The organism is Faecalibacterium prausnitzii, assembly GCF_019967995.1.
Classification (GTDB): domain Bacteria; phylum Bacillota; class Clostridia; order Oscillospirales; family Ruminococcaceae; genus Faecalibacterium; species Faecalibacterium prausnitzii_E.
Genome location: NZ_CP065377.1, coordinates 2,602,327 through 2,625,694, shown reverse-complemented (window position 1 = coordinate 2,625,694; position 23,368 = coordinate 2,602,327). Strand labels below are relative to the sequence as shown.

Genomic DNA, 23,368 nt, shown 5'->3' with positions numbered 1-23,368 from the left:
CGGAATGAACAGAACATCTGCCCCCGCTCTTTGCTGCATTTTGCACAGAGAACGGGCGCAGATGTTCTTTTTTGTTTTATATTCCGTCAGGTTTACCTATAATTTTTGCATAAATTTGGCCAGGTTGTCCATATCACTAAAATATCCTCGAAAAGATTATGGTACATTTTCCGGAAAAAGCCTTGAAAAATGTGCCAAAATTCTTTAATATAAGAGAGTAAAAAGGTATAGGCCCCTCTGCGGCCTGTACGGGGAGGAGCTGTTTATGAAACCGACGGAAGAAAAAATCCATACGGATCCATCGGATCTGCCGATCTATCTGTTCAAGCAGGGCAATAACTGCGAAGCATACCGCTACTTCGGTGCACACATCGAGACCCGCGCCGGAGAGTCCGGTGTCGTGTTCCGCGTCTGGGCACCTCATGCCGCCGCCATCAGTGTGGTGGGCGATTTCAACAGCTGGAAGCCGGGCAGCCACCCGATGCACAAGGTGGATCAGGACTCGGTCTGGGAGCTGTTCATCCCCGGCATGAAGGAATATGACGTTTACAAATACTGCGTGACCACCCGCGCGGGCGACCTTGTCTACAAGGCTGACCCGTATGCCTTCCACGCCGAGACCCGGCCGTCCAACGGCAGCAAGGTCTACGACCTGAACGGCTTTGCGTGGCACGATGCCGCATGGCAGGAGGCCCAGAAGAAGGCCGATGTCATCAACGGCCCGATGAACATCTACGAGATGCACGCTGGCAGCTGGAAGACCAAGGGCGAGAACATCCCCTACAACTATTCCGAGCTGGCCGACCAGCTTATCCCGTACATCACCGAGATGGGCTACACCCATGTCGAGCTGCTGCCGGTCATGGAATATCCCTTTGACGGCAGCTGGGGCTATCAGGTCACGGGCTATTTTGCCCCCACCAGCCGCTATGGCACCCCCAAGGATCTCATGGCCTTTGTGGATAAGCTCCATGCCGCCGGCATCGGCGTCATCATGGACTGGGTGCCCGCGCACTTCCCGAAGGACCAGTTCGGCCTGTACCGGTTTGACGGCGAGCCCTGCTACGAGGACCCGAACCCCAAGCGCGGCGAGCACAAGGAGTGGGGCACCATGGTGTTCGACTTCGGCCGCAGCGAGGTGCAGAGCTTCCTCATCTCCAGCGCACTGTACTGGCTGGAGCAGTACCACATCGACGGCCTGCGCGTGGACGCCGTGGCCTCCATGCTGTATCTGGACTACAACCGCAAGCAGGGTGAATGGGAGCCCAACAAGGACGGCGGCAAGGAGAATCTGGAAGCCGTTGCGTTCCTGCGCAAGCTGAACGATACCGTCCTGGGCCGCCACCCCCACAAGTACATGATCGCGGAGGAATCCACGGCCTGGCCGATGGTCACCAAGCCTGCATCGGACGGCGGCCTGGGCTTCAACTTCAAGTGGAACATGGGCTGGATGAACGACATGCTCAGCTACATGAAGACCGACCCGCTCTTCCGCGCCGGCAACCACAACAAAGTCACCTTCAGCTTCTTCTATGCCTTCAGCGAGAACTTCGTGCTGCCCATCAGCCACGACGAAGTCGTCCACGGCAAGGGGAGCCTCATCAATAAAATGCCCGGTGAGTACGAGGCCAAGTTCGCCAACCTGCGCACCTTCTTCGGCTACATGATGGCCCACCCCGGCAAGAAGCTGCTGTTCATGGGCCAGGAGTTCGGCCAGTTCGCCGAGTGGAACGAGAACAAGCAGCTGGACTGGATGCTGCTGGGCTACGACAAGCACACCGAGCTGCAGAACTACGTCAAGACCCTGAACGCCTTCTACAAAGAGCATCCGGCGTTCTGGCAGATCGATTACAGCTGGGAAGGCTTCCAGTGGATCGTGCCGGACGACTCGCAGCAGAGCGTGGTCGCCTTCCTGCGCAAGGATGCAGCGGGCAAGCAGATCCTGATCGTCTGCAACTTCAACCCCGTCCTGCGGGAGGGCTACACCCTGGGCGCACCGGTGGCGGGTACCTACAGGGAAGTGCTGAACAGCGACGACGAAGCCTTCGGCGGTTCGGGCGCGGTCCACAACAAGGCCGTCCGCACCCACAAGAAGCCGCTGCATGGCTTTGAACAGAGCATCACCATCACCCTGCCGCCTATGAGCACCCTCTACTTCGAGGTGCCCACCAAGCGCACCCGCAAGGCAGCAGACCCGGCCAAGGCCGACGAAAAGGCAGCACCCAAGAAGAACGCTGCCAAGACCGAAAAGGCCCCCAAAAAGACCACCCGCGCCACCAAGGCGAAGACGGAGAAGGCCGCGGAGGAAAAGCCCGCCAAGGCAGAGAAACCGGCCAAGGCCGCAAAACCCAGAAAGACCTCTGCAAAGGCTGAACCGGCCGAGAAGGCTGCGCCGGCGGAAAAGCCCAAGCGCACCCGCAAGACCAAAGCAGAAGCTGCCCCTGCGGCAGACGCTGCACCGGCAAAGCCCACCCGCAAGCCCCGCGCCAAAAAGGCAGCAGAGCCCAAAGAGTGAGCCGTGCGCCCAGACCATTCACATCGTTAGACCATTTCCAATTCCAAACCAACTCGGAAATGTGTAAAAGGGGAGAATAAAGCTATGGCAAAAGAAATTGTGGCAATGATCCTTGCCGGCGGACGTGGTTCGCGCTTGTATGCGCTGACACAGAAAACGGCAAAACCGGCGGTCGGTTTCGGCGGCAAATACCGCATCGTGGACTTCCCGCTGTCCAACTGCGTCAACTCCAACATTGATACCGTTGGCATCGCGACCCAGTATCAGCCCCAGAAGTTGAACGAGTACATCGGCAACGGCCAGCCCTGGGACCTTGACCGCCTGCACGGCGGTGTGCACACCCTGCCGCCGTATGAGCAGGCCAAGGGCACCGACTGGTACAAGGGCACCGCAAACGCCATCTACCAGAACATCAGCTTCATCGACAATTATGACCCGGAGTATGTCATCATCCTGTCCGGTGACCAGATCTGCAAGCAGGACTATGCAGACTTCCTCCGCTTCCACAAGGAGAAGGGCGCAGAGTTCTCGGTCGCCGTTATGGAAGTCGATTGGAAAGAAGCTTCCCGCTTCGGCCTGATGGTCGCAGACGAGAACGACAAGATCACCGAGTTCCAGGAGAAGCCCCCGGTCCCGAAGTCCAACCTGGCTTCCATGGGCATCTACATCTTCAACTGGGACGTCCTGAAGAAGTATCTGGAAGAGGACGAGGCAGACCCCAACTCCAAGAACGACTTCGGCATGAACATCATCCCGGCCCTGCTGCGTGACGGCCGCAGGATGTATGCGTACCGCTTTGCAGGCTACTGGCGCGACGTCGGCACCATCGACAGTCTGTGGGAGGCCAACATGGAGGTCCTCGACCCGGAGCACTCCGGCATCGACATCTTCGATAAGACCTGGAAGATCTACAGCCGCAACCCCGTTCTGCCGGCCCAGAAGATCGGCCCCCGCGCCGTCGTGCAGGACTCCCTCGTCACGGAGGGCTGCAAGATCTACGGCAATGTCCGGCACTCGGTCCTGAGCGCAGGCGTCGTCGTGGAAGAGGGCGCTACCGTGGAAGATGCTGTTCTGATGGACGGCGTCGTGGTCAAGGCGGGCGCTGTGGTCAAGCGCTGCATCCTCGCTGAGGATGTCGTCGTGGGTGCCGGTGCAACGATCGGCGGCGACGGCGCCATCGCACATGTGGGCACCGGCCTGACCGTCGGTGCAGGCGCGACCGTCAAAGAGGGCGCCAAAGTATTTGATTCCGTCAAGGAGGGCGAGGAAGTATGCTGAGCCAGAACAACAATGCGTTGGGTATCATTTTCCCCAACAGCTATGACACCACCGTGCCTGAACTCGTGACCGAGCGCGCGATGGCATCCATCCCGTTTGCAGGCCGTTACCGCATGGTGGACTTCGTGCTGTCCAGCATGGCGAACTGCGGCATTTCCAACGTGTCCATCGTCGTGCGCAAGAACTACCACTCTCTGATGGACCATCTGGGCACCGGCCGCGAGTGGGATATGGCCCGCCGCCACGGCGGCCTGAACATCGTGCCTCCCTTTGCAGAAAAGGGTGTGCGCATCTATTCCGGCCGTGTTGAGGCTCTGGGTTCCATCCTGAACTTCCTGGAGAACCAGAAGGAGCGCTATGTCGTCATGAGCGATGCCAACATCGCCATCAACTACGACTTCAACGCTCTGCTGGCCGCTCATCAGGCCAGCGGTGCCGATGTGACCATCGCATACCAGAAGACCGAGATCCCCGAAGGCCGCAAGAACGACAACTACACCCTGACCGTTGATGCCGACGGCCGCGTGACCGAGCTGCTGTTCAACGATTACCGCTCCGGCATCCAGAATCTGGACCTGAACATCTACGTTCTGGAGCGCGAGACCCTGATCAAGCTGGTCAAGGACGCCACCGCCCGCGGCCTGATCTACTTTGAGCGCGACATCCTGGCACACAACGTCAACATCCTGAACATCCGCGCTGTGGAGTACACCGGCTATGTGGCCCACATTTGCGATATGAAGAGCTACTTCGACGAGAACCTGAAGCTCATCGACGAGAAGAACCTGAACGCTCTGTTCCCCAAGGAGAGCCCCATCTACACCAAGATCCGCGATGACAACCCCGTCCGCTACGTCAACGGTTCCTGCGTGGAGAACTCTCTGCTGGCCGACGGCTGTGTCATCGAGGGCACGGTCGAGAACTGTGTGCTCTTCCGCGGCGTCAAGGTCAAGAAGGGTGCGGTCGTCAAGAACTGCGTCCTGATGCAGGACACCATTGTGGAAGCCGATGCGCAGCTGGAGTGCGTTGTCACCGACAAGAACGTCCGCGTGACCGCTGGCAAGAAGCTGTCCGGCACCGAGAGCTTCCCTGTTTACGTGCAGAAGAACCACATGGTCTGATGCGCTTCCTTTGATTTTTTCACAGGGGCGGCTCCCTCCCCGGTAGCCCCTCTCGGAAAGAGGGGCGGGGGCAGTTTTGCCCCCGCCCACTCTTTGTTTCAACCGCTTTTCTGAAAGGAGCGATCTTATGAAAATCCTCTATGCTGCTTCGGAAGCAACTCCCTTTGCGAAATCCGGCGGTCTGGCCGATGTTGCAGGCTCTCTGCCCAAGGCTCTGGTCAAGGACGGCGTGGACGCCCGCGTTATCATGCCGCTGTACGGTGACCTGAAGATGCGTGACCGGCTGGAATACGTCACCAACTACTCGGTGCCGGTGGGCTGGCGCAGCCAGTACTGCGGCCTGTTCAAGGCCGAAGTGAACGGCGTGACCTACTACTTCCTGGACAACGAGTATTACTTCCGCCGCCGCGGTCTGTACGGCTTCTACGATGACGGCGAGCGCTTCGCCTTCTTCTCCCGCGCCGTGCTGGAGACCCTGTTCTACATCGACTTCACCCCGGACATCATCAACTGCAACGACTGGCAGACCGCGCTGGTGCCCGTTTACCTGAATCTGTACTACCGTCATCTGGACAAGTTCAACCGGATCAAGACCATCTTCACCATCCACAACATCGCCTATCAGGGCAAGTATGGCACCGACATTCTGGAGGACACCTGCGGCATCGGCCGCCGCGACCAGCACATCGTCGAGTACGATGGCTGCGCCAACTTCATGAAGGGTGCCTTCGAGACGGCTGACAAGATCACCACCGTCAGCCCCACCTATGCGCAGGAGATCCTGGACCCCTGGTTCAGCTACGGTCTGGATGCCCTGCTGCGCGAAAAGCAGTATAAGCTGTGCGGCATCCTGAACGGCATCGACATGGAGGCGAATGATCCCGCCACCGACCCGAAGATCCCCTTCAACTACGACATCACCAACTTTGAAGAGGGCAAGGCAAAGTGCAAGGAAGCATTGCAGGACAAGTTCGGCCTGCACAAGGACGGCAGCCCTGTCTTCGCCATGGTCAGCCGCATGGTCGGCATGAAGGGCTTCGACCTGGTGCAGAGCATCGCCGACGGTCTGGTGGACCGCGGCATCGAGCTGGTCATCCTGGGCAGCGGCGAGAGCCAGTATGAGAACTTCTTCTCCGAGCTGTGCGCCCGCCACCCCGGCCGCGTCGGCACCTACATCGGCTTCGAGCCGGCACTGTCGCAGGAGATCTACGCCGGTGCAGACGTCTTCATCATGCCGTCCAAGAGCGAGCCCTGCGGTCTGGCCCAGATGGTCGCCTGCCGTTACGGCACACCTCCCATCGTCCGCGAGACCGGCGGCCTGCGCGACTCCATCCACGACTGCACCCTCGGCGAGGGCAACGGCTTCACCTTTGCGGGCTACAGCGCCCACGAGCTGTATGACGCCTGCTGCCGTGCACAGGACCGCTACTACAACAAGGAAGACTGGCACAACCTCGTCAAGCACGACATGGAATGCGACTTCAGCTGGGACCTCTCGGCCAAGAGCTACGAGGGTCTGTACAACGAGACCGCAAACCTCTGGTAAATTCGACCAATTCCATACACTCCAGCCCTGCCGGGCCTCTGTACTGCACAGGGGCCCGGCGGGTCTTTTTGCTGTCAAGGGGCAGACTGAACAAAGACGCCGCCAATTTTTTGTGGAGGATGCAATGAACGGCGGACAAAAATCCACCGGGGGAGGACAGTTGTGAAGTAAGTGTAAACGAACTATGAAGCTTTCACAGAATTTGGTGGAGAATTGATTGAAAAAACCGACGGTTTGAATTATACTATCCCTATGAGGGTCTTGCATGGAAAAGATCCTTTGCGAAAGAGCCGCCGCGTGGGGTGCCTGCGGCGGGCAGACCAGAAGGAGGAACGCCGTTGAAGGGCTTATACAAAGCACTGGAGGATATCGTGTGGCTGACGCAGCTGGGCTTGTCCATGCTGCTGCCGCTGCTGCTCTGTCTGGGCGGCTGCTGGTGGGCAGTGAACCGCTGGGGCTGGCCGGAGTGGGTGTATCTTCCGGGCGTTTTTCTGGGGCTGGCCGCAGGGGCACAAAATTTCTGGGTCTTTGCCAGGGAGCGGATGGAACGCACCAAAAAGGAGAAGACTTCTCGTGTCGGCTTCAATTCGCATCAATGAACGTTGGAGGGTTTGCTATGAAATTGCAGCCGGAGTCCAAAAAGGAACTGCTGCGCATCGCCTGCGGCACCGCCATCTGTACGGCGGCCATGTGGGTGCTCTTTGCAGCGCTGCACCTTGTGGGCTGGGTCCGGTTCGACTACACGGTCGTGCTGGGCGGTCTGGTGGGTGCAGCCGTCGCCATCGCAAACTTTGCGGGCATCTGCTTCGTGGTGCAGAAGATCATCGACGAGCAGGATGAGAAGCGCCGCAAAGCCAAACTACAGCTTTCCCACAACAGCCGGATGCTGCTGCAGGCCGTCTGGGTCATCGTGGCCATCGCCGCGCCCTGCTTCCAGCCGTTTGCCAGTGTCCTGCCGCTGTTTTTCCCGCGGATCACCATTTATTACCTGCAAATAACGGGCAAGTACAAGCCCCTTGCGCAGGCAGCCCCCGCACAGGACGTCTCGGTGGAAGACGAACCGGTGCAGGCCGCCGCGCAGGCCGAAGCTCCCGGCGAAAAAGGGGGTGAAACCTAACAAATGGAACTGAACGGCGCAAAGATCCTGTATACCATCCATACGGATATCCCCATTCTGGGCGATTTCAAGATCACCCAGACCCTTGTGAGTACCTGGATCGTGATGGCGCTGCTGACGGCGCTGGCCTTCTGGCTGGGGCATGACCTGAAACTGGAAAATGTCTCCAAGCGGCAGGCCGCCGCCGAGTTCATCGTGGAACGGCTCGATCAGTTCGTGCACGAAAACATGGGCACACACTTTGACCGGTATATCCCGCTGGTCGGCGCGATCTTCGCGCTGAGCATCGGGTGCAACCTGATCAGCGTGGTGGGCCTGTGGAGCCCCACGGCCGACCTCAACACCGAGGCTGCGTGGGCCATCGTCGTCTTCGTCCTCATCATGTACTACAAGATCACGACGAACGGCATCCTCTCGTATCTGAAGGGCCTGCTCGACCCCATCTTCATCATGGCACCCATCAACGTCCTGTCGGAGCTTTCGACCCCCGTCAGCATGGCGTTCCGTCACTTTGGCAACATCCTGTCCGGCACAGTCATCTCCACCCTGCTGTACTGGGCGCTGGCAAGCCTGAGCCATGTCGTATTCGGCTGGCTGCCCGGCTTCCTGAGCCAGCTCCAGCTGTTCCAGATCGGTATCCCGGCCTTTACGGGCCTGTATTTCGACTGGTTCGGCGGCTGCATCCAGGCATTCATCTTCTGTACCCTGACCACCATTTTCATCAAACGTGCTGCCGGTGAAGACTGAGCCGGCATCCCCCAAAAACATTTTTTCAGGAGGACACTATTATGACTGACTTTCAACTTCTGGCTCGTGGTATCGCTCTGGCAGGCTGCGGCATCGGCGCAGGCCTGGCACTGATCGCAGGTATCGGCCCTGGTATCGGCGAAGGCAACGCCGCCGCTGCGGCTTGTGAGGCCGTTGGCCGCCAGCCCGAATGCAAGAGCGACGTCACCAGCACCCTGATCCTGGGCGTTGCACTGTCTGAGACGACCGGTATCTACGGCTTCGTCACCGGCCTGCTGCTGATCTTCCTCGCACCCGGCATGTTCATGAACTATCTGGGCTGAGCACTCCCCGAACAATAAGAAACGAAAGGGGAGACGCTTATGCAACTTTATCAGGCATTGATCACGCTGGATGGCTGGACCTTTCTGGCCCAGATCTGCAACCTGATGATCCAGCTGGTGATCTTCAAAAAGCTGCTGCTGAACCCGGTCAAAAAGGTCATCGCCGAGCGCAAGGCCAAGGCCGACAGCCAGATCGCGGACGCCCAGAAGCTCCGCACCGAGGCCGAGGCCATGAAGGCGGAGTATGAGCAGAATTTGCAGAATGCCCGCAACGAGGCCAACCAGATCGTGGCGTCGGCGCAGAAGACCGCCGCAGCCCGCAGCGAAGAGCTGCTGGGTGAGGCCCGCGCCCAGGCTGCTGCCCTGAAGCAGAAGGCTGAGGCCGACATTGCGCAGGAGCGCAAGAAGGCCGTCAACGAGGCCAAGGACGAGATCGGCGGCATGGCGATGGAGATCGCCTCCAAGGTGGTCGAGCGCGAGATCAAGGAAGCCGACCACAAGGACCTGATCGACGAATTTATCAAAAATGTGGGTGAAGCATCATGACCGAGATCGCAAGGATGTACGGCGGAAGTCTGTACGACCTGGCCGCGGAGGAAGGGCTTGAGACCCGCATCCTGGAAGAGCTGGACGCGGTGGCGGACATCCTGAAACAGGACCCGGAGTACCTCCACCTGCTCAGCATCCCCAGCATCCCCAAAAAGGAGCGCTGCGCCCTGCTGGACGAGGCGTTCCGGGGCAAAGTCCACCTCTATGTGCTGAACTTTGTGAAGATCCTCTGCGAAAAGGGCACCCTGCGGGAGCTGCCCGGCTGCGCACGGGCCTTCCGCGTGAAATACAATCAGGCGCATGGCATCCTCGAAGCAACTGCGGTCACGGCCGTGCCCATGTCGGCAGACCAGACCGCCCGCCTGCACGAGAAGCTGGAGGCTGTCACCGGCAAAACGATCGACCTCAGGACCAAAGTGGATGCAGCCGTTCTGGGCGGCATCCGGCTGGACATCGAGGGCACCGAGCTGGACGGCACGGTCAAAAACCGGCTGGCCAGCCTGCGCCGCAGCATTGCAGGCATTACCGTTTAATCCGCCCCAAGATTTTGAACAAAAGAATTGAGTGGTGAACACAAGACAATGCAACTGAAACCTGAAGAAATCTCCAAGATCATCCGGGCGCAGATCAAGCACTATGAGAACGTGATCGAGCAGAGCGAAGTCGGCACGGTCATCATGGTGGGCGACGGCATCGCCCGCGCCAGCGGTCTGGAAAAGTGCATGGCAGGCGAGCTGCTTCAGTTTGACAACGGCGAATACGGCATGGCCCAGAACCTGGAGGAGAACACCGTCTCCATCGTTCTGCTGGGCTCCGACGTCGGCATCAAGGAAGGCAGCACCGTCAAGCGCACCGGCAAGGTCGTTTCCGTGCCGGTGGGCGACGCACTGATCGGCCGTGTCGTCAACGCACTGGGCCAGCCCATCGACGGTGCAGGCCCCATCGAGACCACCGAGTTCCGCGCCATCGAGAGCAAGGCCCCCGGCATCATCGACCGCCAGCCCGTCAAGGAGCCGCTCCAGACTGGCATCAAGGCCATCGACTCGATGATCCCCATCGGCCGCGGCCAGCGTGAGCTGATCATCGGCGACCGCCAGACCGGCAAGACCACCATCGCAGCCGATACCATCATCAACCAGAAGGGCAAGGACGTCCTGTGCATCTATGTCGCCATCGGCCAGAAGCGCTCGACCGTTGCCAACCTCGTGCAGAGCCTGACCGAAGCCGGTGCCATGGGCTACACCATCGTGGTGTCCGCCACGGCGTCCGAGCTGTCGCCGCTGCAGTATATCGCCCCCTATTCCGGCTGTGCCATGGGCGAATACTTCATGCACAAGGGCAAGCATGTCCTCATCATTTACGACGACCTGTCCAAGCACGCCGTCGCTTACCGCGCCCTGTCGCTGCTGATCCGCCGTCCGCCGGGACGTGAAGCTTACCCCGGCGATGTTTTCTATCTGCATTCCCGTCTGCTGGAACGCGCGGCCAAGCTCTCCAATGAGCTGGGCGGCGGCAGCCTGACGGCTTTGCCCATCATCGAGACGCAGGCGGGTGACGTTTCCGCCTACATTCCGACGAACGTCATCTCCATCACCGACGGCCAGATCTTCCTGGAGACCGAGCTGTTCCACTCCGGCGTCATGCCGGCCGTCAACCCCGGCATCTCGGTGTCGCGCGTCGGCGGCAACGCACAGATCAAGGCCATGAAGAAGGTCGCGGGCACCCTGAAGCTGATCTACTCCCAGTACCGCGAGCTGCAGTCCTTTGCACAGTTCGGCTCCGATCTGGACGCCGACACCAAGGCCCGCCTGGCACAGGGCGAGCGCATCGTGGAGGTGCTGAAGCAGAACCGTTCGGCTCCCGTGGCAGTGGAAAAGCAGGTGGCCATTCTGTATGCCACCATCCACGACTACCTCGTCAAGGTCAAGGTGCCGGACGTGGCGGAATACGAAAAGGGCCTGTACGAATATCTCGACAACAGTGCCGACGGTGCCAAGGTCATGGAGACCATCCGCACCACCGGCAATCTGGACAAGGATACCGAGGAAGCACTCAAGGGCGTTCTGTCCACCTACACCGAGAGCTTCGTCAAGGCGCACTGAGGGAAGGAGGCGTAACGCATGGCAGGTTCCATGAAGGACATCAAGCTGCGCATCAAAAGCGTAGAAAGTACCATGCAGATCACCAAGGCCATGGAGCTGGTGGCTTCCTCCAAAATGCGCCGTGCCAAGGAGCGTGTCGAACACAGCCGCCCCTATTTTGAGACCCTGCACGAAACACTGACCGGCATTGCGGCAGCGGACCCCCGCGCCCGCAGCCCGTATCTGCGCCGGGACGAGATCCGGCGGACGCTGCTCATCGTCATCGCGGGCGACCGCGGCCTGGCGGGCGGCTACAACAGCAACGTGCTGAAACAGGCCGAGGCCCAGCAGGGCCCCGTGACCGTGCTGCCCATCGGCAAGCGGTCGGCGGAGTATTTCGCCCACCACGAGGCCGACCTGTTCACCGACGAGGTGCTGCTGGCGGCGGAGATCTCGGTGGGCGAGTGCTTCTCGCTCTCCCGCAAGATCACCGAGGGCTTTCTGAAGGGCGATTACGACGCCGTGAAGATCTGTTACACCCGGTTCGACTCCATGATGACCCAGACGGCCGCCACAATGGAGGTGCTGCCCCTGAGCATCGAGCCGACCGAGGAGCAGAAGGCAGCGGCCCGCCGCAGCCAGATCCTGTACAAGCCCAGCAGCGAGGAAGTGTTCCGTGCCATCATCCCCGAATACGTCGCGGGCATCGTCTACGGTGCCGTGTGCGAGAGCGTGGCCAGCGAGCTGGCCGCCCGCCGCACCGCCATGGACGCCGCGACCAAGAATGCGGGCGAAATGATCGACCATCTGAATCTGTATTACAACCGCGCCCGTCAGGCTGCCATCACGCAGGAGATCACCGAGATCGTGGCCGGCGCGGAGATTTGAAAGTAAGGAGTTGTAGCCTATGTCCGAAAAACACATCGGCAAGGTGATCCAGGTCATCGGCCCGGTGCTGGACATCCAGTTCAAGGATGGCGAGCTGCCGGAGCTGCTCAACGCCATTGAGATCGACAACCACGGCGAGAAGCTCATCGTCGAGGTGGCCCAGCTCACCGGCGACAATGTGGCGCGCTGCATCGCCATGAGCAGCACCGATGGTCTGGTGCGCGGCACCGACGCCGTGGATACCGGCGAGTCCATCAAGGTGCCGGTGGGCGACCAGTGCCTGGGCCGCGTGTTCAACCTGCTGGGCGAGCCGGTGGACAACAAGCCCGCCCCGGAGGCCGAGGCCTACTGGCCCATCCACCGCCCGGCTCCCAGCTATGAGGAGCAGCAGTCCACCACCGAGATCCTGGAGACCGGCATCAAGGTCGTTGACCTGATCTGCCCCTACGCCAAGGGCGGCAAGATCGGCCTGTTCGGCGGTGCCGGTGTCGGCAAGACCGTTCTGATCCAAGAGCTGATCTATAACATCGCCACCGAGCACAACGGCTACTCGGTCTTCACCGGCGTCGGCGAGCGCACCCGTGAGGGCAACGACCTCTACGGCGAAATGACCGAGAGCGGCGTCATCAACAAGACGGCGCTGGTCTACGGCCAGATGAACGAGCCTCCCGGAGCCCGTATGCGTGTGGCACTGTCCGGCCTGACCATGGCGGAGTATTTCCGCGATGTCAAGAATCAGGACGTGCTGCTCTTCATCGACAACATCTTCCGCTTCACCCAGGCTGGTTCTGAGGTGTCGGCTCTGCTGGGCCGTATGCCCTCCGCCGTCGGTTACCAGCCCACGCTGGCCACTGAGATGGGTGCTTTGCAGGAGCGCATCACCTCCACCCGCAAGGGCTCCATCACCTCCGTTCAGGCCGTCTACGTTCCTGCCGACGACCTGACCGACCCGGCCCCTGCCACTACCTTCACCCATCTGGATGCCACCACCGTCCTGAGCCGTGACATCGCATCCCAGGGCATCTACCCGGCTGTGGACCCGTTGGATTCCACCAGCCGCATCCTGAGCCCCGAAGTCGTGGGTCAGGAGCACTACGAGATCGCCCGCGCCGTCCAGAAGGTGCTGCAGCGCTACAAGGAGCTGCAGGACATCATCGCCATCATGGGCATGGACGAGCTGAGCGAGGAAGACAAGCGGACCGTCAGCCGCGCCCGCAAGGTGCAGCGCTTCCTGTCCCAGAGCTTCCATGTGGCCGAACAGTTCACCGGTATGCCCGGCCAGTATGTGCCGCTCAAGGAGACGCTGCGCGGCTTTAAGATGATCCTGAACGGCGAGTGCGATGACCTGCCGGAGAGCGCATTCCTGTTCGCCGGCACCATCGACGATGTGTTCGCCAAGGCGAAGAAAGGGTAAACCATGACGACCTTTCATCTGACGGTGGTCACGCCGGACGGCTGTGCCTTTGACGGGCAGGCCGAGCGGGTGGTCTGCCGCGCCATCGACGGTGACCTTGCCATTCTGGCCAAGCACGGCGACTACTGCACCGCGCTGGGCATGGGCGAGGCCCACATCGTGGACGCGGAGGGCCAGCGCCGCCGTGCTGCCTGCATGGGCGGGATGCTCACCGTGCTGGACGGAACTGTCCGGCTGGTCGCCACCACCTGGGAGTGGGCCGAGGAGATCGACCAGGCCCGCGCCGAGGCCTCCAAAAAGCGCGCCGAAGAGCTTCTGGCACAGAAGAACCTGGACAAGCGCGACTATGAGCTGGCCCAGGCCCGCCTGAAGCGCGCTCTCGTCCGCACCTCCATCCACCCGTAACAGCAAACAGCACCCCATCCGCAGCGCCTGCTGCCGGTGGGGTGCTTTTGTGCGGTGCGATTTACTTTGTGGCAAAAACGATACCGATGGTGCCGGGGCCGGAGTAGCCGCCGATGGTGGTACCGATGTCCGTCTCGATGATCTGCTCGAACTTGCCGTACTGTGCAAGCCCGGCCTTGACGGCCTCCAAACAGCCGGGTTTGGGCTGGCAGGAGGAGAGGAAGACGACACTGGTATCGATGTCGTCTCGGTCAGCCAGCTTCTCGGTGATGTATTTGCCCACGCAGATGGGAAGCTGACCGCGGTACTTCTTGACCACCTTCAGCTCGCCGTCGATGACGGCCAGACTGGGCTTGATGCCCAGAATGTTGGCCCCGAAGGCCAGCACGCCGGAGCAGCGGCCACTCTTGGCCATGTAGTCCAACTGGTTGAGCACGAAGCTGAGATCGACCTTCTTGGCAAGGGCTTGCAGCCGCATACAGATGTTCCGGGGCGGCAGGCCGTCCGCCGCGAGCTTGGCTGCCCGCAGGACGAGATAGCCCTGCCCGGTGCAGATGTTCTCGCTATCCACGACCGAGACGTTCCCGAACTCCTGCGCGGCGAGTTTTGCGTTCTGGCAGCAGGACGAGAACTTGGACCCGACACAGATGTGGATGACGGCATCGTAGTCTTTAGCAAAGGGCGTAAAGAAATCCGTGTACTCCACGAGGTTCGGGGCAGCGGATTTCGGCATCTTGCCGCCGTTCTGCACATGGGTGAATACATCGGCGGGGCGGACGGTAACGCCGTCCAGCAGGCTTTCCTCGCCCATCAGGATGTGCATGGGGATGAGCGAGATATTCCACTGCCGCAGCAGCGTTTCGGACAGGTCACAGGTGCTGTCCGCAGTAATCTTGATCTTCATGTTCGATACTCCTCTTCTGTTCGCCGGGCCGGGCCGCAGCGCGTTGGTTTCTTCAAAATCCTGAATTATCATAGCACAAAAGCTTAAAGTTTGTTAGGCAATCACAAAAATGAAATGTGAATCTTTTGTGAATCGCTGATTCTGGCGGAAAAAGGCTGGCATTTGTGTACAGTTGTCACAAAATAAACCGGTTTTTTATGGTTCTTTCCGAAAATTCGCTCGGAACTGTTTATTTTGTCCGCCAAAAATTATATAATAAGTAGTACCACACGATGGATCAAAATGAGATCGGTCTGCGCTGCGGCCGTTTTATGTTTATTTGGAGGTTGCCTTATTATGTTTGTTACCGACTATACCAAGCATCTGCTTGATAATGTGAAGAAGATCCACTTCATTGGCTGCGGCGGCAGCGGCATGTATCCGCTGATCCAGATCCTCAACGCCAAGGGCTATGTGATCTCCGGCAGCGATGTGCTGGACGGAAGCATCATCCAGTACGAGCGGGAGATGGGCGTCAAGGTCTCGCTGGGCCACAGCGCCGACAACGTCATTGGCACCGACCTCGTGGTCTACTCGGCTGCCATCTCGAAGGACAATGTGGAGCTGAATGCGGCGGTTTCCTACGGCATCCCCACCGTGGAGCGCAGCGTCCTGCTGGGCTACGTCAGCCGCCTGTATAAGGACAGCATCTGCGTTTCCGGCACCCACGGCAAGACGACCACCACGTCCATGATCACCACGGCGCTGGAGCTGGCAGGCCGCGACCCCTCTGCCGTTATCGGCGGCAAGCTGCCCCTCATCGGCGGCTACGGCAAGGCCGGCAAGGGCGACGACATCGTCATCGAGGCCTGCGAATATTCCGAGACCTTCCTCAAGCTGACCCCGTATCTGTCGGTCGTGCTGAACATCGACAACGACCATCTGGACTACTACGGCAGCATGGGCGAGCTGAAGTTCGCGTTCAAGCGCTTCGCCCTGATGACCCAGTTCATGATCTTCGCCAACGCCGACGATAAGAACACCATGGATGTCATGTACACCCTGGACCGCCGCGTCCGCACCTTTGGCATCGACAACGACGGTGACTACCGTGCCATCAATGTGCAGGAGTACAAGCCCGGCTTCTTTGAGTTCGACCTCCAGGAGTGGGGCAAGGTCACCGGCCACATCCGTCTGGCGGTGCCCGGCCGTCACAACGTGTACAATGCGCTGGCCATGTGCGCCGTCTGCCGCTTTGTGGGCCTGACCGTAGAGCAGTGCGCCGATGCAGCCCTGAACTTCAAGGGCGCAGGCCGCCGCTTTGAGCTGTACGGTGAGTGCAACGGTGCAGTGGTCGTGGACGACTACGCACACCACCCCACCGAGATCCGTGCGACCCTGACCACGGCCCGCGAGATGGGCTACAAGCGCCTCATCGCTGTCCACCAGCCGTTTACATACAGCCGGACCAAGATGCTGTTCAACGACTTCGTGGATGTCTTCAAGATCCCCGACATCACAGTGCTGACCCCCATCATGGGCAGCCGTGAGCCGAACGACCCCTCCATCACCAGCGCCAAGCTGGCCGCCCAGATCCCGAACGCAGTCCTGGTGGACAGCCTGGAAGCTGCGGCGCAGTGGGTCAAGGACAATGCCCGCGAAGGGGACCTCGTCATCACCCTCGGCTGCGGCGATATCTATAAGGCCAGCAAGATGATGGTGGCAAAGGACTGAAACCGCCGCATCCGGTGACCAATAAAACCAAAGCTCCCTGCCGGGCACAAAATGTGCGGCAGGGAGCTTTTTTGTGGGATGCGAACCGCCTGTTCACCCGTTCCGCCGCTTCAGGATCTCGTCCAGAATGGCGTCGGCGACGTCCGATTTGCTCATGAGGGGCAGTTCGCGGGCACCGTCCGGGGTGATGAAGGTGACGACGTTGGTGTCCACGCCGAAACCGGCACCAGCCACCTTCAGGTTGTTGGCGACCACCATGTCGAGGTTCTTCCGGGTCAGCTTGGCCGAGGAGTTTTCCAGCATGTCGCGGGTCTCCATCGAGAAGCCGCAGAGGAACTGCCGGGTCTTCCGGGGGCCGATGGTGCCGAGGATGTCGGCGGTGCGCTCCACCGGGATGGACAGGTCGCCGTCCTTTTTCTTGATCTTGTCGTTGGCGACGGTGGCGGGGCGGTAGTCGGCCACGGCAGCGGCCATGACGAGGATGTCCATCGCGTCAAAGCGGCTGGTCACGGCGTCGTACATGTCCTGTGCGGTGGTGATGGGCACATCCTCGGTGAACCGGACCGGCGGCAGGGCCGTGGGGCCGTGGATGAGGGTGACGTCTGCGCCCCGTATCGCGGCGGCGCGGGCCACGGCGTAGCCCATCTTGCCGGTGGAGTGGTTGGTCAGGTAGCGCACAGGGTCTAGCGGCTCCTGGGTGGGGCCGGCGGTCACGGCGATGCGCAGCCCAGCCAGGTCCTTCGGGCGGGCAATGGCGTGGAGGATGTACTCAATGAGGACATCTTCCTTCGGCAGGCGGCCGCTGCCCACATCTTTGCAGGCCAGCACACCGCTCTCGGACGGGATGACGGTGAAGCCGTAGCGCTCCAGCGTGGCGATGTTGTCCTGGGTGATGGGGTTTTCCAGCATCCCGGTGTTCATGGCAGGGGAGACCAGCTTCGGGCATTTGGCCGCGAGGACGGTCGTGGTCAGCATGTCGTCGGCAATGCCGTGGGCCATTTTGGCGATGACATTGGCCGTGGCCGGTGCAACGAGGATGACATCGGCCTTTTTGGCCAGCGCGATATGAGTGACCTCGAACTTGAAATCCCGGTCGAAGGTGTCCACCATGCACTTGTGGCCGGTGAGCGTTTCGAACGTGATGGGGGTGATGAACTGGGTGGCGTTCCGGGTCATGATGACCTCGACGTCGGCCCCCAGCTTGCGCAGTGCGCTGGCGACATTCGCCATTTTATAGGCGGCAATGCCGCCGGTGACGCCCAAAAGGACGCATTTTCCGTTCAGATCCATCCAAAAACCTCCCAAATCTCTGGTTTGCTCTCCTTAGTATAATGCAAAATTGCCGCCAGCACAATAAAATCTTTTTGCAGCACTTGTAACGGAAGGCAAAATGCGGTAAAATAACCCTTGACTTAGAGTGAAAGGAACCTCTCAGTCAATGCGAAGCAGACGGAGAGGTTGTACGTATCTTCAGAAAGGTTTCCCAAATATGATCTTAGCCATTGATATAGGCAACACCACCGTCGCCCTGGGGGGCATCAAGGACGGACGTGTATGCTTTGTGGCCCACATGGATACGGTGCGCACCCGCACGGCGGCGGAGTACCGCGCCGAGATGGAAAAGGTGTTTTCGCACCGCCGCCACCCGGAGCGCCCCATGCGCTTTGAGGGTGCGGTGCTGACCAGCGTTGTGCCCCAGATCACGGGGGCGCTGGCCGAGTGCGCCCGCCATTACACCGGCAAAAAGCCGGTCATCGTATCGCCGGACATCCGCACCGGCCTGACCATGGGCGTGCCCGACCCCCATACCGTGGGCAAGGACCGTCTGGTCGATGCTGCCTATGCGGCGGCAAAGTTCCCGCTGCCGGTCATCACGGTGGACCTGGGCACGGCCACCACCTTCAATGTGGTGGATGAGGACCGGGTGTTCCGGGGCGGCGTCATCTGCCCCGGCCTGTCCACCGGACTGCGGGCTCTGGGGGAGCGCTGTGCCCAGCTTCCGCAGGTGCGTCTCGGCTCCCCGAAGAGCGCCATCGGTGTGAACACCGAGAGCTGTATGCTGTCCGGCTCGGTGCTGGGCACGGCGGTGCTGCTGGACGGCATCACCCAGCGCATCGAAGAAGAACTGGGCCGCCCGGCAACGCTGGTCGTGACCGGCGGTCTGGCCAAATACGTCACCCCGCTCTGCCGCCATCCGCTGACCTACGACCCCGAACTGCTGATGAAGGGTCTGGCGCTGCTGTACCAGATGAATGCGCCGCAGCACCACGCAGGCGGCGGCAAAAAGCGGAACCAGAACTTCCGCCGCGCCCGCCGACCCCACCCGCAGCGCCGGGAGCGCCGCGAGGATGAGGCCAAAGCAGGCTGACGACAGACAGGATGGAGAAGAGAATGAAATTAGGGATTCTGGGCACGGGCATGATCGTGCGGGAATTTTTGCCGTGGCTGACCGGGGCGGACTCGCCTTTTACGGTGCAGTGCATCTGCAGCACCCAGCGCAGCGCAGAGGCGGCGGGGGAGCTGTGCGAACAGTACGGCATCCCCCAGCATACCACCAACTATTTTGAGTTGTTACAGGACGTGGACGTGGTCTATCTGGCCGTGCCGAACAACCAGCACGCCCGCTATGCCAAGGTGGCCATCGAGGCGGGGAAGCACGTCATCGTGGAAAAGCCAATGGCCATCAATGCCTTGCAGGCAGAGGAGCTGGCGAATCTGGCCCGCCGCAGGAAAGTCTTCCTGTTCGAGGCCATGACCACCCAGTATCTGGAAAATTACAACAAGATCCGCGAGCTGCTGCCCCGCGTGGGCAAGGTGAAGCTGGTGCAGTGCAACTTCAGCCAGTATTCCAGCCGGTACGATGCCTTCTGCGCCGGGGAGACGCCGGTCTCCTTTGACCCGGCCCGTGCGGGCGGCGCACTGATGGACCTGAACGTCTACAACATCAGCTACATCGTGGGCCTGTTCGGCGAGCCGAATCAGGTGCACTACACCGCCAACATCGAGCGCGGCATCGACACCAGCGGCATCCTGACCATGGAATACAACAGCTTCCGCGCGGTGAGCATCGCCGCCAAGGACTGCGGCGCACCGGCCCGGTATATCATCCAGGGCACGAAGGGCTATATTTTGCAGAAATCCACCGCCAACTGGTGCGGCGGTGTGACCTTCCACCCCAATGAGGGCAAGGAAGAGCACTACAACCTCAACGGCGGCCGCCCCCGGCAGGCGGCCGAGTTCCATGCGTTCGCCCGCGCCATCGAGGGCGGGGACCAGGAGCTTTGCAGCCGGATGCTGGATACCTCTGTGGCCGTCAGCAAGGTGCTGACCGTGGCCCGGCGGTCAGCAGGACTCAAGTTCTGACCACGGACAATGCCCTGACAAGCGTGTCTGAAGTCCGTATCAACAAAATTTATCCCGCATAGAGCGGGCAGGTTTGCGCCGTATCCGACGTAAGGGCGGAACGGCAGCAGGAGGAAAACAGAATGAAAAACAACGATCTTCGTACTCTCACCCGGCTGGCACTGCTGGTCGCCATCGAGCTGGTCATGAAGGCCATCGGCCTGGGCAGTGTGCCCATGGGCCCGCTTTACATGAGCTTTTTGACCCTTCCCATCGCCGTGGGTGCCATCACCATGGGCCCCGCTGCGGGTGCCATCCTGGGCGGCGTGTTCGGCGCGGTGAGCTTCTATGACGCCATCACCGGCGCTTCGGCCATGACCGGGGCCCTGTTCCAGGTCAGCCCGGTCAACACCTTCATCCTCTGCGTGGGGATGCGTGTGCTGATGGGCCTGTGCGTCGGCCTCATCTTCAACGGCCTGAAGAAGCTGGACAAGCCCGGCACCTGGAGCTACATCCTCAGCGCCATGTGCGCCCCGGCCCTGAACACCCTGTTCTTCATGGGCTACATCGTGCTGGCCTTCTACGGCTGCGACTATGTCCAGAACCTCGTGTCCGTCAAGGGCGCGGCCAACCCGTTCATGTTCGTCGTCCTGCTGGTCGGTGTGCAGGGCGTGGCCGAGTTCCTGGTGTCCGGCATCCTGGGCGGCATCGTCGCCCGTGCTGTGCGCAAGTTTTTGAAGTAAGCGACGCGCCACACGTCAGGGCAGCGCGTCCGGCCCGATCATAAAATAACAAAAGCCAGAACTGGTCTGCCAAACGGCAGCGCAGTTCTGGCTTTTTTGCAGCTTCATGCAGCACCCGGAACCGGGTACAGACGGCGGATCACGCCTCTGCGATGGCCTCGACCTCGCACAGGACGCCCTTGGGCAGGTCCTTGACGGCGACACAGCTGCGGGCGGGCTTGGAGGTGAAGAACTTGGCGTAAACCTCGTTGAAGGCCGCAAAATCCGCGATGTCGGCCAGGAAGCAGGTGGTCTTGACCACCTTGTCAAAGCCGCTGCCGCCGGCTTCCAGAATGGCGCCGACGTTCTTGCAGCTCTGCTCCGCCTGTGCGGCGATGCCTTCGGGGATGGTGCCGTCGGCGGGGTTCACCGGGATCTGGCCGGAGGTGTAAACAAAACCGTTGGTGAGAAAGCCCTGCGAGTAGGGGCCGATGGCGCCGGGGGCCTTTTCTGTAGCGATCACTTTCATAGGATACTCCTTCTTTCTTCATCTGAGATGTGAAATGCGTTTGCTATGCTGAGTCTACACCCGGCGGGCGGGTGCTGTCAATCGTTCGGCACTTTTTTCGCCGTCCGGCTTTACATTCCGCGCAAAAGGCGGTATTCTTTATGTACCAACCACTGTTTCAGGAGGAGCCCCATGGATATCCGCCAGCTGCATTATTTTCTGGTCCTGTGCGAGGAGATGAACTACACCCGCGCGGCCCAGCGGCTGTTTTTGTCGCGGCAGGCGCTGCGGCAGAGCATCACCGCGCTGGAAGCCGAACTCTGCGGGCCGCTGTTCATCAGCGCCCATCACAAGCTCTCGCTCACCGAGCGGGGGCTGAGCCTGCAGCGCCATGCGGCCCCGGTGGTGGAGCAGTTCCAGCAGATGCAGGCGGCCCTCCATGCCGAGATCCAGTCCGCCCAGCCGGTGCGCATCGGCATCAGCGTCTCGCTGGTGCCGGACTATCTGCCCGGTCTGGAGACCCAGCTGGACAAGTTCCGCCAGCAGTACCCGCACATCGAGATGCGGTTCCGCCTGCTGGACAACGATGCCGTGGCCGACGGAGTAGAGCAGGGCGAGCTGGACGCGGGGCTGGTCATGGACCTGGGCTGCGCGGCGCAGGTGCTGGCCCGCACGACCCTGCGGGCAGACCCTGCCTGCCTGCTGGTGCCGCGCGGCCACCCCTTCTGGGAAAAGGAGCGGGTGCCGCTGGCAGCGCTGCGGGGGCAGCGGGTGCTGCTGCCCAGCCTGCGGCAGGACCTGTTTGCGCCCCTGTGGGACGCCTGCGCCAAGGCGGGTTTTGCGCCCGACGCCGAGATCGGCCCCAGCTTCTATCAGGCCTATTATCTGGTGCAGGAGCAGCTGTGTACCTGTCTGACCCGGTACGAGCCGGGGGCACGGCGGGAGCTGGACCGGGTGCGCGATGTGCTCATCGAGGATATGCCGCCGCTCTGCGTCTCGATGGTGCAGCGGCGGGACCACAACTCGGCCTATCTGGACCTGCTGCGCAGCTACCTGATGGAGGTGCTGGGCGGTACGGCATCGCTGCCGCCCCGGCGGGGCCGCCCGGCCAAGCCGTTCTACAGCCGCCCGGTGCTGTCCAGCACGGCGGTGGAAAAGCCTGCGCCCCACCCCGCGCCCGGAACCCAGCTGCCCTTTGCGGGCGGGAACAACTTCCGGGAGCTGGGCGGCTACCCGGCCGATGAGGGCAAACACGTCCGCTGGGGGCAGATCTACCGGGGCATCCCCACCGGTCTGCTGACGAGCGACGCCGACCGGAAGCTGCTGGATTCCCTTGGGCTGCGCCTCATCCTCGACCTGCGCAGCGCGCAGGAGGCCGAGAAGATGCCGGACTATGTGCCGGACGGTGCCCGGATGGTGCGCATCTGCGGGCTCTGCCTGGACGACGGCAAGGAAGTGGATTTTTCGCCGGAGGACCGCGAGCGCCTGCTGGAAGGCAAGCCGGACGAAGGCCGCCGGATGGCCGATGCCATGTACCGGCAGATGCTCTTCGGCAACAAGGCCTACAAGGAGCTGTTCCGTGCTCTGGAAGTGGGCGAGACGCCGGTGCTCTTCCACTGCTCCGGCGGCAAGGACCGCACCGGCGTGGCGGCTATGCTGATCCTGCTGGCGCTGGGCGCTTCGGACGAGACGATCCGTCAGGATTTCGTCCGGACGAACGAATGCCGCCGCCCGGAGCTGGAAAAGATCTGGGCCGAACATGCCGACGAGATCGCCGCCCGCCCGGAACAGAAGAAGTTTTATCAGGGCATCGCAGGGGTGCACCCCGAATCGGTGGACCTGGTGCTCTCCGCCATCCGGGAGAAATGCGGCAGCGCCGAGGCCTACCTCGAAGCCGAATACGGCCTGACCCCGGCCCGCCTGATGCGGCTGCGGCGGATGTATCTGGAGTAAATTTTCAAAATTGCGCCCGCTTCCCTTGACATTGCTTCAAATGTTTCGTAATATAAGAAGTAGTATGGAATCCATGACGCTGTGTGCAGGGGTATTCCGCAACCAAATTTCAATGGGGCTTCATCTGCCCGTTTTTATATGAAAACCTTGTAAATAAAAAAGAAGTGCAGAACGCGCACCCGAAGGGTCTTTCCGGTGGTGTGTTCCGGTCCGGCTTCTTTTGTGTTGAGAGCTTGATTTTG

General features: G+C 60.9%; 22 protein-coding genes. 19 read left to right on the top strand and 3 right to left on the bottom strand.

Annotated elements, in window-relative coordinates:
- Positions 1-265: 265 nt before the first annotated feature.
- The 14 genes from glgB (at position 266) to atpC (ending at position 13,984) form a co-directional block, all read left to right on the top strand.
- The gene (gene glgB, locus I5P96_RS12690) at positions 266-2,515 is read left to right on the top strand and encodes a 1,4-alpha-glucan branching protein GlgB (protein ID WP_223382453.1); all 2,250 of its coding nucleotides are present in this window, start codon (positions 266-268) and stop codon (positions 2,513-2,515) included.
- Between the two features lie 84 nt (positions 2,516-2,599).
- Positions 2,600-3,793, top strand: coding sequence for a glucose-1-phosphate adenylyltransferase (locus tag I5P96_RS12685; RefSeq protein WP_223382452.1), 1,194 nt, complete (start codon positions 2,600-2,602; stop codon positions 3,791-3,793).
- The gene (glgD, locus tag I5P96_RS12680) at positions 3,787-4,914 is read left to right on the top strand and encodes a glucose-1-phosphate adenylyltransferase subunit GlgD (RefSeq protein ID WP_223382451.1); all 1,128 of its coding nucleotides are present in this window, start codon (positions 3,787-3,789) and stop codon (positions 4,912-4,914) included. Before I5P96_RS12685 ends, glgD begins: the two co-directional genes overlap by 7 nt.
- Positions 4,915-5,041: 127 nt before the next feature.
- Positions 5,042-6,460, top strand: a complete 1,419-nt coding sequence (locus I5P96_RS12675) for a glycogen synthase (protein ID WP_223382449.1) — start codon at positions 5,042-5,044, stop codon at positions 6,458-6,460.
- A 338-nt stretch (positions 6,461-6,798) separates the two neighbouring features.
- Complete coding sequence (locus I5P96_RS12670; RefSeq protein ID WP_223382448.1) at positions 6,799-7,059, top strand: AtpZ/AtpI family protein; 261 nt, start codon at positions 6,799-6,801, stop codon at positions 7,057-7,059.
- 17 nt (positions 7,060-7,076) lie between these two features.
- On the top strand, positions 7,077-7,577 hold the full coding sequence (locus I5P96_RS12665; RefSeq protein ID WP_097791597.1) for an ATP synthase subunit I: 501 nt from the start codon (positions 7,077-7,079) through the stop codon (positions 7,575-7,577).
- 3 nt (positions 7,578-7,580) lie between these two features.
- Positions 7,581-8,324: a F0F1 ATP synthase subunit A gene (locus I5P96_RS12660; RefSeq protein ID WP_223382447.1), complete on the top strand. Its 744-nt coding sequence runs from the start codon at positions 7,581-7,583 to the stop codon at positions 8,322-8,324.
- Between the two features lie 41 nt (positions 8,325-8,365).
- The gene (atpE, locus tag I5P96_RS12655; RefSeq protein WP_055187653.1) at positions 8,366-8,647 is read left to right on the top strand and encodes an ATP synthase F0 subunit C; all 282 of its coding nucleotides are present in this window, start codon (positions 8,366-8,368) and stop codon (positions 8,645-8,647) included.
- A 39-nt stretch (positions 8,648-8,686) separates the two neighbouring features.
- On the top strand, positions 8,687-9,193 hold the full coding sequence (atpF, locus tag I5P96_RS12650) for a F0F1 ATP synthase subunit B (RefSeq protein ID WP_097791599.1): 507 nt from the start codon (positions 8,687-8,689) through the stop codon (positions 9,191-9,193).
- On the top strand, positions 9,190-9,729 hold the full coding sequence (atpH, locus tag I5P96_RS12645) for an ATP synthase F1 subunit delta (RefSeq protein WP_097791600.1): 540 nt from the start codon (positions 9,190-9,192) through the stop codon (positions 9,727-9,729). Before atpF ends, atpH begins: the two co-directional genes overlap by 4 nt.
- 48 nt (positions 9,730-9,777) lie before the next feature.
- Entirely contained in the window at positions 9,778-11,298 is a 1,521-nt protein-coding gene (gene atpA, locus I5P96_RS12640) for a F0F1 ATP synthase subunit alpha (protein ID WP_097791601.1), read from the top strand.
- A gap of 18 nt (positions 11,299-11,316) precedes the next feature.
- Complete coding sequence (atpG, locus tag I5P96_RS12635; protein ID WP_097791602.1) at positions 11,317-12,165, top strand: ATP synthase F1 subunit gamma; 849 nt, start codon at positions 11,317-11,319, stop codon at positions 12,163-12,165.
- A gap of 19 nt (positions 12,166-12,184) precedes the next feature.
- A complete protein-coding gene (gene atpD / locus I5P96_RS12630) occupies positions 12,185-13,579 on the top strand; it encodes a F0F1 ATP synthase subunit beta (RefSeq protein ID WP_097791603.1) in 1,395 nt (464 codons plus the stop codon).
- 3 nt (positions 13,580-13,582) lie between these two features.
- Positions 13,583-13,984: an ATP synthase F1 subunit epsilon gene (atpC, locus tag I5P96_RS12625; RefSeq protein WP_097791604.1), complete on the top strand. Its 402-nt coding sequence runs from the start codon at positions 13,583-13,585 to the stop codon at positions 13,982-13,984.
- 61 nt (positions 13,985-14,045) lie between these two features.
- On the opposite strand, the gene I5P96_RS12620 is transcribed toward atpC, so the two are convergent.
- The gene (locus I5P96_RS12620) at positions 14,046-14,888 is read right to left on the bottom strand and encodes a DegV family protein (protein ID WP_223382446.1); all 843 of its coding nucleotides are present in this window, start codon (positions 14,886-14,888) and stop codon (positions 14,046-14,048) included.
- 336 nt (positions 14,889-15,224) lie between these two features.
- Between I5P96_RS12620 and murC the strand changes: the two genes are divergently transcribed.
- Positions 15,225-16,601, top strand: coding sequence for a UDP-N-acetylmuramate--L-alanine ligase (murC, locus tag I5P96_RS12615; protein WP_223382445.1), 1,377 nt, complete (start codon positions 15,225-15,227; stop codon positions 16,599-16,601).
- Between the two features lie 93 nt (positions 16,602-16,694).
- On the opposite strand, the gene coaBC is transcribed toward murC, so the two are convergent.
- Positions 16,695-17,891, bottom strand: a complete 1,197-nt coding sequence (coaBC, locus tag I5P96_RS12610) for a bifunctional phosphopantothenoylcysteine decarboxylase/phosphopantothenate--cysteine ligase CoaBC (protein ID WP_223382444.1) — start codon at positions 17,889-17,891, stop codon at positions 16,695-16,697.
- Positions 17,892-18,090: 199 nt separating this feature from the next.
- Here coaBC and I5P96_RS12605 point away from each other — a divergent pair, with 199 nt between their 5' ends.
- The 3 genes from I5P96_RS12605 (at position 18,091) to I5P96_RS12595 (ending at position 20,686) form a co-directional block, all read left to right on the top strand.
- Complete coding sequence (locus I5P96_RS12605) at positions 18,091-18,969, top strand: type III pantothenate kinase (protein WP_118552378.1); 879 nt, start codon at positions 18,091-18,093, stop codon at positions 18,967-18,969.
- A 23-nt stretch (positions 18,970-18,992) separates the two neighbouring features.
- The gene (locus I5P96_RS12600) at positions 18,993-19,964 is read left to right on the top strand and encodes a Gfo/Idh/MocA family protein (RefSeq protein WP_223382443.1); all 972 of its coding nucleotides are present in this window, start codon (positions 18,993-18,995) and stop codon (positions 19,962-19,964) included.
- A 122-nt stretch (positions 19,965-20,086) separates the two neighbouring features.
- Positions 20,087-20,686 carry an ECF transporter S component gene (locus tag I5P96_RS12595; RefSeq protein WP_223382441.1) on the top strand — a complete coding sequence of 200 codons (600 nt, stop codon included), beginning with the start codon at positions 20,087-20,089 and terminating at the stop codon, positions 20,684-20,686.
- A 139-nt stretch (positions 20,687-20,825) separates the two neighbouring features.
- Here I5P96_RS12595 and I5P96_RS12590 read toward each other — a convergent pair whose 3' ends face one another.
- Positions 20,826-21,194, bottom strand: coding sequence for a RidA family protein (locus tag I5P96_RS12590; RefSeq protein ID WP_097791611.1), 369 nt, complete (start codon positions 21,192-21,194; stop codon positions 20,826-20,828).
- 171 nt (positions 21,195-21,365) lie between these two features.
- Between I5P96_RS12590 and I5P96_RS12585 the strand changes: the two genes are divergently transcribed.
- A complete protein-coding gene (locus I5P96_RS12585; protein WP_223382439.1) occupies positions 21,366-23,126 on the top strand; it encodes a tyrosine-protein phosphatase in 1,761 nt (586 codons plus the stop codon).
- The last annotated feature ends 242 nt before the right edge of the window (positions 23,127-23,368 follow it).

Coding starts and splice junctions, on each gene's coding strand:
- glgB (WP_223382453.1), top strand. CDS start 266: ATGAAACCGACGGAAGAAAAAATCCATACGGATCCATCGGATCTGCCG.
- I5P96_RS12685 (WP_223382452.1), top strand. CDS start 2,600: ATGGCAAAAGAAATTGTGGCAATGATCCTTGCCGGCGGACGTGGTTCG.
- glgD (WP_223382451.1), top strand. CDS start 3,787: ATGCTGAGCCAGAACAACAATGCGTTGGGTATCATTTTCCCCAACAGC.
- I5P96_RS12675 (WP_223382449.1), top strand. CDS start 5,042: ATGAAAATCCTCTATGCTGCTTCGGAAGCAACTCCCTTTGCGAAATCC.
- I5P96_RS12665 (WP_097791597.1), top strand. CDS start 7,077: ATGAAATTGCAGCCGGAGTCCAAAAAGGAACTGCTGCGCATCGCCTGC.
- I5P96_RS12660 (WP_223382447.1), top strand. CDS start 7,581: ATGGAACTGAACGGCGCAAAGATCCTGTATACCATCCATACGGATATC.
- atpE (WP_055187653.1), top strand. CDS start 8,366: ATGACTGACTTTCAACTTCTGGCTCGTGGTATCGCTCTGGCAGGCTGC.
- atpF (WP_097791599.1), top strand. CDS start 8,687: ATGCAACTTTATCAGGCATTGATCACGCTGGATGGCTGGACCTTTCTG.
- atpH (WP_097791600.1), top strand. CDS start 9,190: ATGACCGAGATCGCAAGGATGTACGGCGGAAGTCTGTACGACCTGGCC.
- atpA (WP_097791601.1), top strand. CDS start 9,778: ATGCAACTGAAACCTGAAGAAATCTCCAAGATCATCCGGGCGCAGATC.
- atpG (WP_097791602.1), top strand. CDS start 11,317: ATGGCAGGTTCCATGAAGGACATCAAGCTGCGCATCAAAAGCGTAGAA.
- atpD (WP_097791603.1), top strand. CDS start 12,185: ATGTCCGAAAAACACATCGGCAAGGTGATCCAGGTCATCGGCCCGGTG.
- atpC (WP_097791604.1), top strand. CDS start 13,583: ATGACGACCTTTCATCTGACGGTGGTCACGCCGGACGGCTGTGCCTTT.
- I5P96_RS12620 (WP_223382446.1), bottom strand. CDS start 14,888: ATGAAGATCAAGATTACTGCGGACAGCACCTGTGACCTGTCCGAAACG.
- murC (WP_223382445.1), top strand. CDS start 15,225: ATGTTTGTTACCGACTATACCAAGCATCTGCTTGATAATGTGAAGAAG.
- coaBC (WP_223382444.1), bottom strand. CDS start 17,891: ATGGATCTGAACGGAAAATGCGTCCTTTTGGGCGTCACCGGCGGCATT.
- I5P96_RS12605 (WP_118552378.1), top strand. CDS start 18,091: ATGATCTTAGCCATTGATATAGGCAACACCACCGTCGCCCTGGGGGGC.
- I5P96_RS12600 (WP_223382443.1), top strand. CDS start 18,993: ATGAAATTAGGGATTCTGGGCACGGGCATGATCGTGCGGGAATTTTTG.
- I5P96_RS12595 (WP_223382441.1), top strand. CDS start 20,087: ATGAAAAACAACGATCTTCGTACTCTCACCCGGCTGGCACTGCTGGTC.
- I5P96_RS12590 (WP_097791611.1), bottom strand. CDS start 21,194: ATGAAAGTGATCGCTACAGAAAAGGCCCCCGGCGCCATCGGCCCCTAC.
- I5P96_RS12585 (WP_223382439.1), top strand. CDS start 21,366: ATGGATATCCGCCAGCTGCATTATTTTCTGGTCCTGTGCGAGGAGATG.